The organism is Kitasatospora sp. NPDC059648 (genome assembly GCF_042734825.1).
Taxonomy (GTDB): Bacteria; Actinomycetota; Actinomycetes; order Streptomycetales; family Streptomycetaceae; genus Kitasatospora.
In genome coordinates this window covers 32,997-48,533 of the sequence record NZ_JBHWDU010000062.1, presented here as the reverse complement: position 1 = coordinate 48,533, position 15,537 = coordinate 32,997, and the positions used below count along the sequence as shown (strand labels likewise).

Genomic DNA, 15,537 nt, shown 5'->3' with positions numbered 1-15,537 from the left:
GGGGCCGCGCCGCCCGCCCCGCCACCCCCCGCCCCCCCCGGCGCCGCCCCGCGGGCGCGGGCGGGCGCGCGGGCCCGCCCGCACGAGGTGGGGCAGCGGTCTCCTCGCCCGTCAGTCGCCGCGCTTGAGTGCACCCTTGACCCGGTCGGCGACGACGGTCATGGCGTCCCTGATGTCGGCCGCGGCCTGCTTGACCTTCGCCTCGCCCCGGTCGGCCCGGCCCTCGCCCGTGAGCCTCTCGTTGCCCGTCAGATCGCCGGCCTTCTCCTTCGCCTTGCCGACCAGCTCCTGAGCCTTGTTCGACAGGTCGCCCATCGGTTCCTCCGCTCGCCGAATCAGTGGCACCATGCCGCCGATGCGCCACATCTGCCCCGTATTCCGCTCCCCATGCGCCGGGAAACGATCACTGCCTGCCCTGGGTCCGAGGTCAGCGCCCTCTCCGGGGTCCGGGGTCAGGCCGCCGACCGACGGTGCGCCGCACTGAGCAGCAGGGCCCGCTCCTCCTCGCTCAACCCGCCCCACACCCCGTAGGGCTCGCGGGTGTCGAGCGCGTGGCGCCGGCATTCCATGCGGACCGGACACCGGGCGCAGACCGCCTTCGCCGCCTCCTCGCGCGCCTTGTGCGCGGCACCCCGCTCACCGGCGGGATGGAAGAAGAGGCTGTTCTCGACCCGTCGGCAGGCAGCCTCCAACTGCCAGTCCCAGTAGTGGTCGTAGGCACCGGGCAAGCGTGAGACGTCCGCCATCGGAGATCGCCTTCCTTCGATCGACTGGAAGCATGTCGCTGTCCGTGTAGCCGGGATCCGGAGTCCCAATCACGCCGTCGGCGAAGTCCTCGACCACTCCCGTTTGTTAGCAATCGGCCCATTCCGGGCAGGCGGGCTGACACGTCAACGACACGGACGGGGATGGAGGAGGTGATCGGTGGTGCCGTGGCTGTTCCTCGTCACGTTCACAACGTACGGAGTCGTCGCCGGGCTGACCGCCCGGACGGTCTTCGCGCGATCACGTGCCGGATTCGTCGCCAGCAGAAGGGGAGGCCCCATCGAGTGGGTCGAGGAGCGCTTCGAGAAGCAGGAGCGGGCCCAGGCCGAAGCGGTGGCCTTGGTCTCGGGACTGTGCTGGGTCGTCGCGATCCCGGCCCTGGTGCTCAGGCGGGTCGTCGCAGGGCTGGTGCTGGACCGCCCCGCTCCGCGGTGCACCGCGACGCCGGCGGCGCCCACGGTGGCCGACCGGATCGAGGAACTCGAAAGAGCGTTGGGCATGGGGGCGTTCCCGCCGGATCCCCGTCCCGGTGCCTCGCCGGAGCCCCGAGGGACGAACGGCGAGCGGACGGAGGGCGGTTGAACGACCGGCCCCGGCCGTCGGCCCCGCGTCGGCCCCGCGGAGCCCCGGAGGCCCCCCTGACCGCTGAGCGGCCAGGGGGGCCTCCTACGATCAGTGCGCGTTCTCCGACGGACCCCGTTGCCCGACCGGCAGGGTGCCCGTTGCCCAACGTCCTGCACCACCCGACGCACGACACGACGACTCCACCGACGGCGATGGAGTCGCCCATCGAGGAGGAACCTCCATGCACGCCCGGAAGATCGGCGCGGCCGCCGCGACAGCGGTGGCGCTTCTGGCTGCCCGCGACCTCGTCCAGAAGAAGCACGCGCTGCTCCGGAACTTCCCGGTGCTCGGGCACGCCCGCTACCTGCTGGAGACGATCGGGCCGGAGCTGCGGCAGTACATCGTGACCTCCAACGAGGAGGAGCGCCCGTTCAGCCGCGACCAGCGCGCCTGGATCTACGCGTCGGCCAAGGAGGAGAACAACTACTCCGGGTTCGGCACCGAGGTCGACGTCGAGCACGTCCAGGGGCACGCCTACGTCAAGCAGCGCACCTTCGCCGGCGCCCTGCCCGACATCCACGACCCGCAGGCCCCGCTGCCCTCCGCCAAGGTCCTCGGCGGACCGCGCGGGCGCGCCAAGGCGTTCCGGCCGGCGAGCGTGGTGAACATATCGGCGATGAGCTTCGGCTCCCTCTCCGGGGCGGCCATCACGGCGCTCAACAAGGGCGCGGCGGAGGCCGGCACCATGCACAACACCGGCGAGGGCGGCCTCTCCCCGTACCACCGCCAGGGCGGCGACCTCGTCCTCCAGCTCGGCACCGCGTACTTCGGCTGCCGCAACGAGGACGGCAGCTTCAACCTCGGCAAGCTCAAGGAGGTCGTCGCCGGCGCGCCGGTCAGGGCGATCGAGATCAAGCTCTCCCAGGGCGCCAAGCCCGGGCTGGGCGGAATGCTGCCGGGCGCGAAGGTCACCCCGGAGATCGCCGCCATCCGCGGCATCCCGGTCGGCCAGGACTGCGCCTCCCCGTCGCGGCACACCGCCTTCGGCGACGTCGACTCGATGCTCGACTTCGTCGAACTGCTCGCCACCGAGACCGGTCTGCCGGTCGGCATCAAGAGCGCGGTCGGTGAGACGGGCTTCTGGCGGGAGCTGGCCGCGCTCATGGCGCGCGGCGACCGCGGCGTCGACTTCGTGACGATCGACGGCGGCGAGGGCGGCACCGGCGCGGCGCCGCGGATGTTCGCCGACTCGGTGTCACTGCCCTTCCGGATGGGCTTCTCCCGGGTCTACGGCACCTTCGCCGAGCTCGGGCTGACCGACGACCTGACCTTCATCGGCTCCGGCAAGCTCGGCCTGCCCGAGAACGCCGCGGTCGCCTTCGCCCTGGGCGTCGACATGGTCAACGTGGCCCGCGAGGCCATGCTGTCGATCGGCTGCATCCAGGCCCAGAAGTGCCACACCGACAAGTGCCCCACCGGCATCGCCACCCAGAACCCCTGGCTGGCCCGCGGCCTCGACCCGGCCTCCAAGTCCACCCGCGCCGCCGTCTACCTGCGCACCCTCCGCAGGGAACTGATCAAGATCTCCTCCGCCGTCGGCGTCGCCCACCCGGGCCTCGTCACCGCCGACGACATCGAGATCATGAACGGCGACTACGAGGCCCGCACCCTCGCCGGCGTCTACGGCTACAAGGAGGGCTGGGGCGAACTCGGCCCCCAGCTCGCCAAGGAGATCACCGCCCTCCTCACCACCGGCCGGGGGCCGTCCTGAACGGCGTCGGAAGGTCTCCCGGGTGCCGGTTGATCCCGCCCGCCGGGCCGCCGGAGACGCCCGTGCCGCTGTCCGGGGAGGCACCGGACGCCGAACGCCGGGACGCCCTCAGGCCAGGCCGCGGGCCCGGCGCAGGCGGGCCGAGAGGGTGTCGGGGTCGATGACCGGGGCCGGGTAGTGGGGGGCGAGCAGCCAGGGGCGGAGGACGGCGGGCCCGGGCAGGTGGGCCAGCTCCGGCACCCAGCGGCGCACGTAGTCGCCGTCGGGGTCGTAGCGGTCGGCCTGGCGCAGCGGGTTGAGGACCCGGTTGGGGCGGGTGTCGGTCCCGGTGCCGGCCACCCACTGCCAGTTGAGCTGGTTGTTCGCCACGTCTCCGTCGACCAGCAGGGCGAGGAAGTGGGCGGCGCCGATCCGCCAGTCCAGGTAGAGGGACTTGGCGAGGAAGCTCGCCGTCAGCAGGCGGGCACGGTTGTGCATCCAGCCCTCGTGGGCGAGTTGGCGCATCCCGGCGTCCACGATCGGGTAGCCGGTGCGGCCCTGGCGCCAGGCCTCGACCTCGCCCTCGTCGTGGTGCCAGCGGTCGTGCTTGGAGCGGTAGTCGCGGTGGGCGGCGTCGGGGCGGGCGGCGAGGACCTGGTGGTGGAAGTCGCGCCAGGCGAGCTGCCGGACGAACGCCTCCGCGCCCTCCCCGCCGTGCCGCAGGGCGCGGGCCACCAGTTCGGTGGGTGACAGGCAGCCGAAGTGCAGGTACGGGGAGAGCCGGGAGGTGGAGTCGCCGGCGAGGTCGTCGTGCCCCTCGGCGTAGCCGTCGACGTCCCAGCGCCGCCAGCGCTCCCTGGCCGCGCTCTCGCCGCCGCGGGGCAGCCCAGGTGAGAGCGGGCCCGTGACCACGAGGCTCTCGCTGCCGATGCCGTCCGGCGTGCGGATCACCCTCGGCGGGCCCAGCACCGTACGGTGGGGCGCCTGCTGCCAGGCCCGGTGGTACGGGGTGAAGACCGCGTAGTGGTCGCGGCCCGCCGGGGCGATCCGGCCGGCCGGGACCACCGTCACGGAGGCGTCGTGGACGTGCAGGCGCTCGCCGAACAGGGCGAGCAGCTCCGCCTCGCGCCGGCGGGCGAAGGCGCTGACCCCGGCGGCCAGGTGCACGGTGGCGGCGTCGGTCTCGGCGGCCACCCGGGCCGTCTGCTCGGCGGTCGCGCCGCGGCGCACGATCAGGCGCGAGCCGGTGCGGCGCAGCGAGGCGTCCAGGTCGACGAGGCAGTCGGCCAGGAAGGCCATCCGGTTGGGGGCCGCGAACCCCGCCGCCTCGACGGCGGGGTCGAGGACGAACAGCGGCACCAGCTCGTCGGCGGCGGCGCGGGCGGCGTTCAGCACGGGGTTGTCGTGCAGGCGCAGGTCCTGGGTGAACAGGGCGATCGAGACGGTCATGGGTGGGCCCTCGGAGCGGATGCGGTCGGGGTGGTCGGGGTGCTGCCGGGCACGGCGGCGGCCCGGGCGCGTTCCGTGATGTTGCGCGCCATCGCGCCGAACACCAGGGAGTGGAACGGCGCCACCGACCACCAGTAGGCGTGGCCGGCCAGTCCGTGCGGGTGGAACAGCGCGCGCTGGCGGTAGCACGTCCCGCCGGCCCCGTCGGGGGCGACCCGCAGTTCCAGCCAGGCCAGGCCAGGCAGGCGCATCTCGGCCCGCAGCCGCAGCAGTCGCCCGGGCTCGATCTCCTCCACCCGCCAGAAGTCGAGGGCGTCGCCGACCCGTAGGTGGTCCCGGTCGCGCCGGCCGCGGCGCAGCCCGACGCCGCCCGCCAGCCGGTCGAGGATGCCGCGCAGCGCCCAGGCGAACGGCAGGGAGTACCAGCCGTTCTCGCCGCCGACGCCTTCGACGACCCGCCACACGGCGGCCGGGTCGGCCGCCACCCGCCGTTCCCGCAGGTCCTGGTAGAGGCTCCCGCCCGCCCAGTCCGGGTCGGTGGGCAGCGGGTCGCTGGGGGCGCCGGGCAGCGAGGCGGAGGACCAGCGGGTGGTCACCCGGGCTTCCCGGATGCGGCGCAGGGCGAGTTCGACGGCGCGGTCGAAACCGGTCAGTCCCTGCGGCGGGTCCGGGATCCAGTGGGCGATGTCGTGCTCGCCGCAGACCACCTCGTGCCGCAGCGACTCCACCAGCGGGCGGGCGAGCGGACCGGGCACCGGGGTGACCAGGGCGACCCAGTAGCTGGACAGCGCCGGGGTCAGGACGGGCACCGGCACGATCAGCCGCCGGGGCAGGTCGGCCACCTCGGCGTAGCGCTGCATCATCAGCCGGTAGGTCAGCACGTCCGGTCCGCCGATGTCGAAGGCCCGGTCGACCTCGGGCGGCAGCGAGGCGGCGGCGACCAGGTAGCGGAGCACGTCGCGGACGGCGATCGGCTGGATCCGGGTGTTGACCCAGCGCGGGGTGACCATGGCGGGCAGGCGTTCGGTCAGGTAGCGGAGCATCTCGAAGGAGGCGGAGCCGGAGCCGATGATGACGGCGGCCCGCAGTTCGACGGTCGGCACGCCGGCGGCGCGCAGGACCCGGCCGACCTCGGCGCGCGAGCGCAGGTGCGGCGAGAGCTCCGCCTCGGGCACCCCGGTGGGCAGCAGCCCGCTGAGGTAGACGATCCGGCCGACCCCGGCCCGGGCTGCCGCGCGGGCGAAGGCCCCGGCGGCGCGCCGGTCGGTGTCCTCGAAGCCCGGCCCGGTACCGAGGGAGTGCACCAGGTAGTAGGCGACGTCGACGCCGTCGAAGGCGCCGTCCAGGGTCGCGGGCCGGGTGACGTCGCCGGTGGCGGCCGTCACCCGGCCGCGCCACGGCTGGTCGCGCAGCCGGCGCTGGTCCCGGACCAGGCAGCGCACCCGGTGCCCGGCGGAGAGCAGTTCGGGGACCAGCCGTCCGCCGATGTAGCCGGTGGCGCCGGTGACCAGGCAGAGTTTTCCGTCCGGGGTTCGCTCGTCCACGGTGTTCCGCTCCTTCCGGGGGTCGGGTGCCGAGGGCCTGCCCTGCGGCGGATCAGCGCAGCAGCCCCTCCAGCAGGTGGAGCGCGGTGGTGAGGTCGCGGGGGCGCAGGGTGCCGGGAGGGCGGCGGGGGCCGGCCCAGCCGGGGCCGGCGACCAGCACCACGGGTCGGGTGCGCGCGCCCTGGGGGCCCCAGGCGGTGCGGACGACCCGCTCGACCAGCGCCCGGTCGGCGGTCCCGGTGACCTGCGACCAGAGCAGCACCGCGGGCGGGCCCGTCCGGCGGACGGCTTCGAGCAGGGCGTCGGGCGGCAGGGCCGCGCCGAACATCCGGAACGGCAGACCGCGCTCGGCCAGGGCGGCGGCGAGCGCTTCCAGCGCCAGGGTGTGCAGTTCCGTCGGCATGCCGGCCAGCAACACGGCCGGGCCGGCGTGCGGCCGCACCCGGTCGGCGGCCCGGCGCAGGGCGGTGGAGACGTGCCAGGACAGCAAGTGCTCCACCTCGACGTAACGCTCGCCCTCGGTGGCCCATTTGCGCCCGACCGCCCGCAGCGCCGGGGTCATCACCTCCGTCCAGGCGGTGACCGGGCCGAGCTCGTCGACGTTGCGGCGCAGGATGAGCGCCATCTCGGGGGCGTCGAGCCGTACGGCGGCGCGGGCCAGGCCCCGGCACTCGGGCCGTACGGTGCCCACGGGCAGGGTGTTGCCGCCGGAGGCCGTTCCGGTCCGCGCCTTCGAGGGGGTGGGTCCGGCGCCGGCCAGGGCGACGCGCGCGGCTTCGGCGGGGGTGACACCCCGGGCGGTGAGCCGGCACATCTCCTCCAGGACGGCCACGTCGGCCGGTTCCCACCGTCGGTGCCGCCCGGGGGCGCGGTGGGCGGGGCCGATGCCGTAGCGGCGCTCCCAGGACCGGATGGTGGTGGGCGAGACGCCGAGCCGGCGCCCGACGGCCCCGGTGGTCAGTCCGGCCGGGGCGGGGGCGGTCGGGGCGGTCACGCCGGTGAGCCTACGACGGGGCGCCGGGGCCGGGCCGACCGACGCGCGCGCGGCGGGAAGCGGTCCGCCGGGGCCTACGGGCCCGGCGGGCGGCCCGTGGACGGACGACCGTTCGGTGGTTGCCTGCACGGTCCGACTCTCCTGCAGCGGCGGGCGGTGGCGCGAGTCGCACCGTTTTCGCAGCGTTCCTCTCGTCGGCGTCACCGCACCTCCTGCCCGCCCGGCCGACCTGGCGCGGGCTGCTCCTGCGCGGCGGTCACCGTCCGAACGTCCACGGCTCGACTCCTCCCGTCCCGGCGGGGCGGCGGTCGGCCGGCCGCCGCCCCGCGCGTCTTACCGGCTCCGGGGCGTCCATGCGCCGGTTCCCGTACGAGTGGCTGCTCAGGGGGCGGGAGGCTCCGCACCCCGCAGGGGCGGCGGGTTTCGCTCCGCTGACTGGCCGGGGTCCGCTTCTTCGTCCCGGTCGCTGCGGGCGGGCACCGCGGCCCACCACGCTGGAGCCACACTGTGCCCATTGCCGTGTCCCGCGCTCGCCGTTCTCCACCGGAAGGGACCGCATGACTCCGCACCCGAACCCACCCGCCCGGGCACCCGGCCCACGTTCCGTCATGTGCGCGCGAGTTGAGCGGCTCGCCGCCGAGGTGGAGCCTCAGCTCCTCGACGGAATCTGGGAGTTCACCCCGCAGGACGCAGTGCTCGCCGGATGCGCCGCCGAGGGCGTCGCGGACGCGGTCGGCGCCGCGACCGAGCAGGAGCGGCTGCCGGTCCTCGACCGCCTGGAGCACCTGCGCGAGGTCCTGGCCGTCCTCGCCATCGGCATCGCCCGCACCCACGGGCAGTTGGCGTGGTTCCTCACGCGCGCGAGCACCGTCCTCGCGCCCGTCCTGCACTGGCGGTCCCTGCCCGCGAACCCCCGGCGGTCCTTCTGCACGACCGTGCCGACCCCCGGCGAACTGGCCGACGCCGAGGAGGCCTCGCGTCTGCTGCGCACCCTCCTCGTCCACCTCGGGGCGGTCGCCGTCGTGCCACCGGCGGGCGGGCCCCGCCGGGTGCCGGGCCCGCACCCGGGCCCGGCGCCGACCGGTCCGGAAACGGGCGCCCTGGCCTGAACGGACGCGCTCCAGGGCCCGTTCAGGAGCCCTTCAGCCGCCCTGCTCGCCGGCGGGCCGCACGGCACCGTCCGGCGCGGTCAGCTCGTCCCGGACGCGGGCGACCTCCCGGCGGACCAGGTTCGCGGTGGACTCGGCGAGGCGGCGGGCAGCGTCGCCCACACCCTGCTCCGCGTCACCGTGCGTCGTCGCGTTCGTTCTCGTCCTCCTCCACCGGGTCACGGACGGTGGTCCACGGCACCCACGTCTCGACGTCCGCGCCTACCCGCCCCCGGCCCGCTCCAACGGCGTGCCGGACGGCCCCGGCGCCACCCGCTGCCCCGTTCCCCGGCGCCCGGACGCGACCCGCCGCGTCGACCGGCTTGGGCTCCGCAGAACCGGGCAGACGCGGAACGATCACCGCCCCGAGGACGAGGAGGACCACCATGGCCGACCCGGCGAAGCCGTCCGGACAGACACGGGAACCGGAACGCGACGTGATCACCACCGACGTCCCCGCCCGCCTCGACCGGCTGCCCTGGTCACGCTGGCACTGGCGGATCGTCATCGGACTGGGCACGGTCTGGATCCTGGACGGCCTGGAGGTGACGATCGTCGGCAACATGGCGGGCCGGCTCGCCCAGGACGGCAGCGGCATCAGCATCACCACCGCCCAGGTGACCACCATCGCGGCCGCCGTCTACGTGGCCGGCGCCTGCAGCGGTGCGCTGTTCTTCGGCTGGCTGACCGACCGGCTCGGCCGCAAGAGGCTCTTCATGCTCACCCTCGCCGTCTACCTCGCCGCCACCGCCGTCACCGCCCTCTCCTGGACGGCCTGGTTCTTCTTCCTCTGCCGCTTCTTCACCGGCTTCGGCATCGGCGGCGAGTACGCGGCCATCAACTCCGCCATCGACGAGCTGATCCCGGCCCGGGTACGCGGCCGGGTCGACCTGGTCATCAACGGCAGCTTCTGGGTCGGCGCCGCGATCGGTGCCTTCGCCTCGATCGCGCTGCTCGACACCTCGCTCTTCGCCACCGCCGTGGGCTGGCGCCTCGCCTTCGGGATCGGCGTGGTGCTGGGCCTGGTGATCCTGCTGGTGCGCCGGCACGTTCCGGAGAGCCCGCGCTGGCTGTTCACCCACGGGCGGGCCGAGGAGGCCGAGCAGATCGTGGCGGAGGCGGAGCGGACGGTGGAGCGGCAGACCGGCGAACCGCTGCCACCCGTCGAGGAGAAGCCCATCCGGATCCGCGAGCGCCGACCGCTGGGGTTCGTCACCATCGCCCGTACCGTCGTCTCCCGCTATCCGCGCCGCACCGCGCTGGGCTTCGCGCTGTTCATCGGCCAGGCCTTCCTCTACAACGCGGTGACCTTCGGCTACGCCACCATCCTGACCACCTACTTCGCCGTCCCCGAGGGCGACACCGGCTACTACTTCGCGGTGATCGCGGTCGGCAACTTCCTCGGCCCGCTGCTGCTCGGCCACCTCTTCGACTCGCTCGGCCGCAAGCCGATGATCGCCGGCACCTACATCGGCTCCGGCGTCCTGCTCTTCGCCACCGCCGCCCTCTTCCAGCGCGGGTCGCTCTCCGCCACCACCCTGACCGGCTGCTGGACGGTCGTCCTCTTCCTCGCCTCGGCGGGCGCTAGTTCGGCCTACCTGACGGTCAGCGAGATCTTCCCGCTGGAGACCCGCGCCCTGTGTATCGCCTTCTTCTACGCCGTCGGCACGGCGGTCGGCGGCATCAGCGGCCCGCTGCTCTTCAACGGGCTCGTCAGCAGCGGCGAGGTCTCCGACACCACCCTCGCCTTCTGCATCGGCGCCGCCCTCATGACCGCCGCCGGCCTGGTCGAGGCCGCCATCGGCGTCAAGGCCGAGCGGCGCAGCCTGGAGTCGCTGGCCGCTCCGCTGAGCGCCGTCCGGACGGAGGCCTGAGCGATGACCGGTTTCGACGCGTTCACGGACCTGCTGGACTATCCGGTGTACGTGGTGACCGCGGCCGCGCCGGAGCCGGCCGGCTGCCTGGTGGGGTTCGCCGGGCAGTGCTCGATCGATCCGGCACGGTTCACGGTGTGGCTGTCGAAGGCGAACCACACCCACGCCGTCGCGCTCGGCGCGCGTGCGCTCGGGGTCCACCTGCTGCCGCCCGACCACGGGCTGGCCGAGTCGTTCGGCGGGCGGACCGGCGACGACTGCGACAAGTTCGCCGCGACGGCCTGGCACCGGGGGCCGGAGGGCGTCCCGGTCCTCGACGCGGCACCGGCCTGGTTCGTCGGCGGGGTGCTGGACCGGGTCGACTGGGGCGACCACACCGGCTTCCTGCTGGAGCCGCTCCACGTCCACGCTCCGGGGTCGGCGACGCCCGTGCTGTCGTTCCGTGACGTGAGGGACATCGAGCCCGGCCATCCGGCCTGATCCGGCTGCCGGTTCCCGCGCACGGCCCGCGAGGAGAACCACCCGAAGCGAGAAACGGCCCGCCGGCGTCAGCCCCGGCTCTCCGCCTGGAACATCCAACTGTGCTTCTCCAGCGCGGCCGTGAGTCCGATCAGGAGGTCCTGGGTGACCGGGTCCGCCGATTCGGTCTCGTCGATCCGGGCCCGCATCCGCTCGATCACGGCCCCGAACGCCTTCACCAGGTGGTCGACCACCGCCGCGTCGGCCGTCCAGCCCTCGGGGAACTCGGGCAGGCCGCTGGAGGCCGCCACCGTGGCGGCCCGGCCGTCCGGGCTGACCCCGATCGCGGCGGCGCGCTCGGCCACCTCGTCCGCGAAGTTGCGCGCGGTGGCGACCACTTCGTCGAGTTGCAGGTGGACGGAGCGGAACCGGGGCCCGTAGAGGTTCCAGTGCGCCTGCTTGGCCACCAGGGAGAGGTCCAGCAGGTCGACCAGGGCGCCCTGGAGCGCTTCCCCGGCCGTCTCACGGTCGTTGTCCGGCAGAGGGCTGCTGATGACGATGCCCATCGCTGAGTTCCTTCCGGGTCGAGGAGCCGTCCTCCGGCATCCGTGGGGTGACGGCGGCCCGCCGCCCGGCGCTTCGGTCGCGCCGGGAAGCCGTGCCCGCACGCAGGCGGACGGCCCCCGAGACGTCCGGGACGGACACGGACGACCGGCCGGGCAGCGTGTGGTTCGGCGGTTTCCCCCGCTGCCGTCGCGGAAACCACCCGCGCCGCCGCCGGCCCTCGCGGCACCCACGGCGGGGAGTGCGCCCTACCCCGCGGGGTAGACGGACGGCACGCGGCGGTCCCGGCCCGGCTCGTCCCCCTCCGGGACCGCCGCGCCGTGGGACGGCAACCGGACGAACCCAGGAAAGGAATGCGAACCTTGATCACGCAATCGCTCCCCACCACGGCGGCCGCCGGCCTCTCGGCGGCGGGCGTCCTGGTGCCCGCGCTGGTCGTCGCCGCGCTGCTCATCGGCGCCTTCGCCTGGGGCAGCCACCGCCTGCTCCGCCGCCGGCCGCCCAAGCCCGCCGAGGGCGCCGCCGCCGAGCGCGCCGGCTCCTGGCGCACGCCCGACGGCGAGGGCCCCCGGTCGAACGAGGAACCGCCCACCGGCCCCGGCCACTGAGACGAAGTGGTGTCCGGTCCACCCCCCGTCGGGCGTTCGTGTGATCCGACGAAGACCGGCTCGGGGAGTGGACACCGCGCTCCACGGGGCAGACGCCGGTCATGGTGAAGATCGGATACACGATGATGACGGAGCAGCGGGCCCCGCGAGGCCTGGTCTGCGACGTGGTGCGCGCCGAACGGGCGGGCTTCGACTTCTCGGTGGTCTCCGACCACTACTTTCCCTGGCTGGACGAGCAGGGCCACGCCCCGTACGCGTGGGCGGTGCTGGGAGCGGCCGCGCAGGCCACCTCCCGCATCCCGCTGATGACGTACGTGACGTGCCCGACCTTCCGCTACCACCCCGCGGTGGTGGCGCAGAAGGCGGCGACGCTCCAGCTGCTGTCCGAGGGGCGCTTCCGGCTGGGGCTCGGCAGCGGGGAGAACCTCAACGAGCACGTGGTGGGGCGGGGCTGGCCGGCGGTGTCGGTGCGGCTGGAGATGTTCGCCGAGGCCGTGGAGATCATCCGCGCGCTGTTCGAGGGCGGCTACGTGACCCGGCACGGGAAGCACTTCGACGTGGTCGGCGCCCGACTGTGGGACCTCCCGGACCAGCCGCCGCCGATCGGGATGGCGGTGTCGGGCCCGGCCTCGTGCGCCCTGGCCGGGCGGCTCGCCGACCTCGCGATCGCCGTCGAGCCCGACGCGGGACTGGTCTCGGGCTTCGCGGAGCACGGCGGCGCCGGCAAGCCCGCGGTGGGCCAGCTGCCGGTGTGCTGGGACCGCGACCGGAACGCGGCCGTGCGCCGCGCCCACGAGCAGTTCCGCTGGTTCGGCGGCGGCTGGAAGGTCAACGCGGAACTGCCGGGCACCGCCGGGTTCGCGGCGGCCGGCCAGTTCGTGCGCCCCGAGGACGTCGCCGAGGCGATCCCCTGCGGGGACCGGGTCGAGGACTTCGTCAAGGCCGTACGGCCCTTCGTGGACGCCGGGTTCGACGAGGTCGCCCTCGTGCAGGTCGGCGGGGACAGCCAGCCGGCCTTCCTGGACTGGGCCGAGGAGACCCTGCTGCCGGCGCTGCGCGAGGCGCTCTGACGGAGCGGCCGCCCAACCGGGCACAAACCCGCAGAACGGTACATACCTTCGCGATCCCGGGGCACAAGGACGGGCACATCACCAAGTCGAGGAGGTCGATCCATGGTCCCGCTCCTGCTGGTCCTTCTGCTCGCCCTGATCCTGTTCGGCGCCGGGTTCGCGCTGAAGGTCCTGTGGTGGGCGGCCGTCATCGTGCTCGTCGTGTGGCTGCTCGGCTTCATCGCTCGCGGCACGACGTCGGCAGGCGGACGCAGCCGCTGGTACCGCTGGTAACCACTCGGACGACGCGCCGGCCCCTCGGTCGGCACGCGACAAGCGTGGGGCCGCCCGGACCGGGCGGCCCCCACGCGTTCTCCCGGCCGCGCACGCCGCCGGAGCGGCGGGTCCGTGCCGGGCGTGCCTCCCAGGGGGCCGGCGCGCCGGTCACGTTCGACGAAGTGGGCAACTCGCCGATGCGTGCGATCCGGGTTCCCTCACGTGTCGGCCGTGGCAGCTTCCGCCTGACCGAGCGTCGCCTGAACGGCCCCCGAGGAAGGGGCCGAGGACTGCGCCTCGTTCGCGCCTGCCCGGACTCGGCCGACGTCGCTCCGGCGAGGGAGACCCCGCCGCGGTCAGGCCTGGAAGGGCCCCTCGTCGACGAACGCCCGCAGCAGCCGGGCGAAGGCCCGCGCGTCCGCCGCGGGCCAGGAGGCGAGCGAGTCCTCGATGCGGGCCGCCAGCCGCTCCCGGGTGGCCCGCACCACGCGCTGCCCGGCATCGGTCAGGACGAGCAGCGTCGCGCGCCGATCGGCGGGGTCGGCCTCGCGCCGCAGCAGTCCGGCCCCCTCCAGCCGGTCCGCGCGGCGGGTCACGGTGGTGCGGTCGAGTCCGACCTCGCGCCCGAGGTCGGCGGCACTGCACGGACCGGTCCGCGCGAGGCCGCTGAGCACCGGATAGGTGAGTTCGTCGACCGCCTCGCCCAGTCCCTCGGTCAGGTGGGCGTGGAGGCCGGCGCGGGTGCTGCGCCGCAGCAGCAGCCCCAGGGCCTCGGCGATCTCATGTCCCGTCGGATTCGTCATCCCACCACCTTAGCGTGCGTCGAGCACGCTTTTTCGGCACCGTTCATTGCGTGTTTCAAGCACGCATGCTGACGGATCCGAACCTCGACCCACCGGAGGACCCCGTGCGCCGCACCAATGTCAACGCCGCCCTCACCGACCTGCTCCTCACCCCCGGACTCACCCTGGACGAGGCCGCCGACCGCCACTTCGCCCCCGACTACCGCCAGCGCACCGACGGCCACTGGGCCGACCGCGAGGAGTTCCTCGCCCACATCACCCACCTGCGCACGGTCGTGGCCGGTGGCACGGTCGAGGTCCACGACGAACTCGCCGTCGGCGACCGCTACGCCGACCGCCACACCATGACCCTCACCAAGACCGACGGCTCCACCGTCCGCGTGGAGGTCTACCTCTTCGGCGAGTTCGCCCCCGACGGCCGCTTCCGCCGGATCGAGGAGACCACACTCATACTCGAAGGCGCCGAACACGACCGGAACATCGGCAGCGCCCGCTGACACCCCGCCGCGCCCACGGCACCCGGGCGGATTCTGCCCAGGCCTGGAAGTCCGCCGCGCGCTGACCGCCGCGGGGAAGACCTCCGGCCGCTGACGTCCTGACCCCGGTCGCGGACCGGGTCGGCAGTCCTGCCGGTCAGTCGCCCTGGAGCTGCAGGGCGTCGAACTCGGCCCAGATGGTCTTGCCCTGGGCGTGCGGCTCGGCGCCCCAGCGGTCGGCGATCCGCTGAACGATGAACAGTCCGTGGCCGCCGGGCAGGCCGGGGTGGTGCGGTTGCCGCGGGGAGGGCAGCGCCGTGCTGCGGTCGCTGACCTCGATCCGCAGCCGGGCCGGTGAGAGGTCGAGGACCAGTTCCAGCGGGCCGTCGCCGTGCAGCATGGCGTTGCCGACGAGTTCGGCCACCACCAGGACGACGTCCTCGGTGATCCCCTCGCCCGCATCGGCAGCCCGGAACGAGGCGCACCAGTCGCCGAGCGCACGGACGGTGTGGGCCCTGGCACGGGCGACCGGCTTGGTCAGCCCGGCGAGGGGCAGCCGTCTGCGCTGGCCGCCGGCGGGCAGGACGAGCCCACCCGGGTACGGGTCGCCGTCCAGGGTTCCCCGGCTCATCGACATCTAAGGGCACCCTTCCGCATCGACGACTCTCGCAGCTCGGTTTCCCGGCAGCTCCGGGATTATGCCTCTCCCCCGACGCCGCCCGGTAGCGGGGCGGGCCGCCGCCCGCCCCCGTCGCGCCGCCCCTCGGGCGGCCGGGGGTCGGGCGGTCAGGCGCCCAGGGCGTCCTCGACCGTCTCGTGGATCGTGAACACCGTCTGTGCGCCGGTCAGTTCCAGCACCCGCAGCACCGTCGGGGCGACCGCCGCCAGCCGCAGGTGCAGCCCCTCCTTCTCCGCCGCGATGCGCGTCCTCAGCAACAGGTTCAGCCCGGAGGAGTCGCAGAAGGCGACCTCCCGCAGGTCGATGACCAGCGCGGGCGGGCGCTGCGCGACCAGTCCGGTGAGCGTCTCGGCGGCCGAGGCCAGCGTCTCGATGTCGAGGTCGCCGGCCAGCGCGCACACCACCGCCCCGGTTTCCGTGGCACGGCTGCGCACTTCGAGGCCGGGCCTGGGTACGGCGGTCACCAGGGTCGCTTCACCCTGGCCGTTGTCGGATGGCATCATCGTCGTCCCTCCATGTCCGTGCCTTCCGACCA

General features: G+C 74.3%; 19 protein-coding genes. 9 read left to right on the top strand and 10 right to left on the bottom strand.

What is annotated here, in order from left to right; genetic code table 11:
- Positions 1 to 111: 111 nt before the first annotated feature.
- Both ACFV1W_RS28890 and ACFV1W_RS28885 read right to left on the bottom strand, forming a co-directional pair.
- Positions 112 to 315 carry a CsbD family protein gene (locus tag ACFV1W_RS28890; protein ID WP_380420181.1) on the bottom strand — a complete coding sequence of 68 codons (204 nt, stop codon included), beginning with the start codon at positions 313 to 315 and terminating at the stop codon, positions 112 to 114.
- A 137-nt stretch (positions 316 to 452) separates the two neighbouring features.
- Positions 453 to 746, bottom strand: a complete 294-nt coding sequence (locus ACFV1W_RS28885) for a WhiB family transcriptional regulator (RefSeq protein ID WP_380420180.1) — start codon at positions 744 to 746, stop codon at positions 453 to 455.
- A 178-nt stretch (positions 747 to 924) separates the two neighbouring features.
- Here ACFV1W_RS28885 and ACFV1W_RS28880 point away from each other — a divergent pair, with 178 nt between their 5' ends.
- Entirely contained in the window at positions 925 to 1,347 is a 423-nt protein-coding gene (locus tag ACFV1W_RS28880) for a hypothetical protein (protein ID WP_380420179.1), read from the top strand.
- Positions 1,348 to 1,570: 223 nt separating this feature from the next.
- Positions 1,571 to 3,100, top strand: coding sequence for an FMN-binding glutamate synthase family protein (locus ACFV1W_RS28875; RefSeq protein ID WP_380420178.1), 1,530 nt, complete (start codon positions 1,571 to 1,573; stop codon positions 3,098 to 3,100).
- Between the two features lie 108 nt (positions 3,101 to 3,208).
- Here ACFV1W_RS28875 and ACFV1W_RS28870 read toward each other — a convergent pair whose 3' ends face one another.
- Genes ACFV1W_RS28870 through ACFV1W_RS28860 form a run of 3 tightly spaced genes read right to left on the bottom strand, consistent with a single transcriptional unit; the run spans position 3,209 to position 7,066 of the window.
- The gene (locus ACFV1W_RS28870) at positions 3,209 to 4,528 is read right to left on the bottom strand and encodes a cryptochrome/photolyase family protein (protein WP_380420177.1); all 1,320 of its coding nucleotides are present in this window, start codon (positions 4,526 to 4,528) and stop codon (positions 3,209 to 3,211) included.
- The gene (locus ACFV1W_RS28865; protein WP_380420176.1) at positions 4,525 to 6,072 is read right to left on the bottom strand and encodes an SDR family oxidoreductase; all 1,548 of its coding nucleotides are present in this window, start codon (positions 6,070 to 6,072) and stop codon (positions 4,525 to 4,527) included. Before ACFV1W_RS28865 ends, ACFV1W_RS28870 begins: the two co-directional genes overlap by 4 nt.
- A gap of 52 nt (positions 6,073 to 6,124) precedes the next feature.
- The gene (locus ACFV1W_RS28860) at positions 6,125 to 7,066 is read right to left on the bottom strand and encodes a MerR family transcriptional regulator (RefSeq protein ID WP_380420175.1); all 942 of its coding nucleotides are present in this window, start codon (positions 7,064 to 7,066) and stop codon (positions 6,125 to 6,127) included.
- Between the two features lie 608 nt (positions 7,067 to 7,674).
- On the opposite strand from ACFV1W_RS28860, the gene ACFV1W_RS28855 reads away from it, so the two are divergent.
- Complete coding sequence (locus ACFV1W_RS28855) at positions 7,675 to 8,175, top strand: hypothetical protein (RefSeq protein WP_380420174.1); 501 nt, start codon at positions 7,675 to 7,677, stop codon at positions 8,173 to 8,175.
- 33 nt (positions 8,176 to 8,208) lie between these two features.
- Here ACFV1W_RS28855 and ACFV1W_RS28850 read toward each other — a convergent pair whose 3' ends face one another.
- A complete protein-coding gene (locus ACFV1W_RS28850; RefSeq protein ID WP_380420173.1) occupies positions 8,209 to 8,337 on the bottom strand; it encodes a hypothetical protein in 129 nt (42 codons plus the stop codon).
- 263 nt (positions 8,338 to 8,600) lie between these two features.
- Between ACFV1W_RS28850 and ACFV1W_RS28845 the strand changes: the two genes are divergently transcribed.
- Together ACFV1W_RS28845 and ACFV1W_RS28840 are read left to right on the top strand one after the other, a co-directional pair.
- Positions 8,601 to 10,088 carry an MFS transporter gene (locus ACFV1W_RS28845; RefSeq protein WP_380420172.1) on the top strand — a complete coding sequence of 496 codons (1,488 nt, stop codon included), beginning with the start codon at positions 8,601 to 8,603 and terminating at the stop codon, positions 10,086 to 10,088.
- A 3-nt stretch (positions 10,089 to 10,091) separates the two neighbouring features.
- Positions 10,092 to 10,568, top strand: coding sequence for a flavin reductase family protein (locus ACFV1W_RS28840; RefSeq protein ID WP_380420171.1), 477 nt, complete (start codon positions 10,092 to 10,094; stop codon positions 10,566 to 10,568).
- Positions 10,569 to 10,636: 68 nt separating this feature from the next.
- Here the strand turns inward: ACFV1W_RS28840 and ACFV1W_RS28835 are convergent, their stop codons facing one another.
- The gene (locus tag ACFV1W_RS28835) at positions 10,637 to 11,113 is read right to left on the bottom strand and encodes a Dps family protein (protein ID WP_380420170.1); all 477 of its coding nucleotides are present in this window, start codon (positions 11,111 to 11,113) and stop codon (positions 10,637 to 10,639) included.
- A 360-nt stretch (positions 11,114 to 11,473) separates the two neighbouring features.
- Between ACFV1W_RS28835 and ACFV1W_RS28830 the strand changes: the two genes are divergently transcribed.
- The 3 genes from ACFV1W_RS28830 (at position 11,474) to ACFV1W_RS28820 (ending at position 13,062) form a co-directional block, all read left to right on the top strand.
- Positions 11,474 to 11,719, top strand: a complete 246-nt coding sequence (locus ACFV1W_RS28830) for a DUF6479 family protein (RefSeq protein WP_380420169.1) — start codon at positions 11,474 to 11,476, stop codon at positions 11,717 to 11,719.
- 101 nt (positions 11,720 to 11,820) lie between these two features.
- Positions 11,821 to 12,789 (top strand): LLM class F420-dependent oxidoreductase, encoded by a 969-nt coding sequence (locus ACFV1W_RS28825; RefSeq protein WP_380420168.1) that lies wholly within the window; start codon positions 11,821 to 11,823, stop codon positions 12,787 to 12,789.
- A gap of 102 nt (positions 12,790 to 12,891) precedes the next feature.
- The gene (locus ACFV1W_RS28820) at positions 12,892 to 13,062 is read left to right on the top strand and encodes a hydrophobic protein (RefSeq protein ID WP_380420167.1); all 171 of its coding nucleotides are present in this window, start codon (positions 12,892 to 12,894) and stop codon (positions 13,060 to 13,062) included.
- A gap of 338 nt (positions 13,063 to 13,400) precedes the next feature.
- Here ACFV1W_RS28820 and ACFV1W_RS28815 read toward each other — a convergent pair whose 3' ends face one another.
- Positions 13,401 to 13,847 carry a MarR family winged helix-turn-helix transcriptional regulator gene (locus ACFV1W_RS28815; protein WP_380420166.1) on the bottom strand — a complete coding sequence of 149 codons (447 nt, stop codon included), beginning with the start codon at positions 13,845 to 13,847 and terminating at the stop codon, positions 13,401 to 13,403.
- 65 nt (positions 13,848 to 13,912) lie between these two features.
- Here ACFV1W_RS28815 and ACFV1W_RS28810 point away from each other — a divergent pair, with 65 nt between their 5' ends.
- Complete coding sequence (locus ACFV1W_RS28810; protein WP_380420165.1) at positions 13,913 to 14,344, top strand: nuclear transport factor 2 family protein; 432 nt, start codon at positions 13,913 to 13,915, stop codon at positions 14,342 to 14,344.
- Positions 14,345 to 14,480: 136 nt separating this feature from the next.
- Here ACFV1W_RS28810 and ACFV1W_RS28805 read toward each other — a convergent pair whose 3' ends face one another.
- Together ACFV1W_RS28805 and ACFV1W_RS28800 are read right to left on the bottom strand one after the other, a co-directional pair.
- Complete coding sequence (locus tag ACFV1W_RS28805; RefSeq protein ID WP_380420164.1) at positions 14,481 to 14,954, bottom strand: ATP-binding protein; 474 nt, start codon at positions 14,952 to 14,954, stop codon at positions 14,481 to 14,483.
- 155 nt (positions 14,955 to 15,109) lie between these two features.
- The gene (locus ACFV1W_RS28800) at positions 15,110 to 15,505 is read right to left on the bottom strand and encodes an STAS domain-containing protein (protein WP_380420163.1); all 396 of its coding nucleotides are present in this window, start codon (positions 15,503 to 15,505) and stop codon (positions 15,110 to 15,112) included.
- Positions 15,506 to 15,537: the final 32 nt, after the last annotated feature.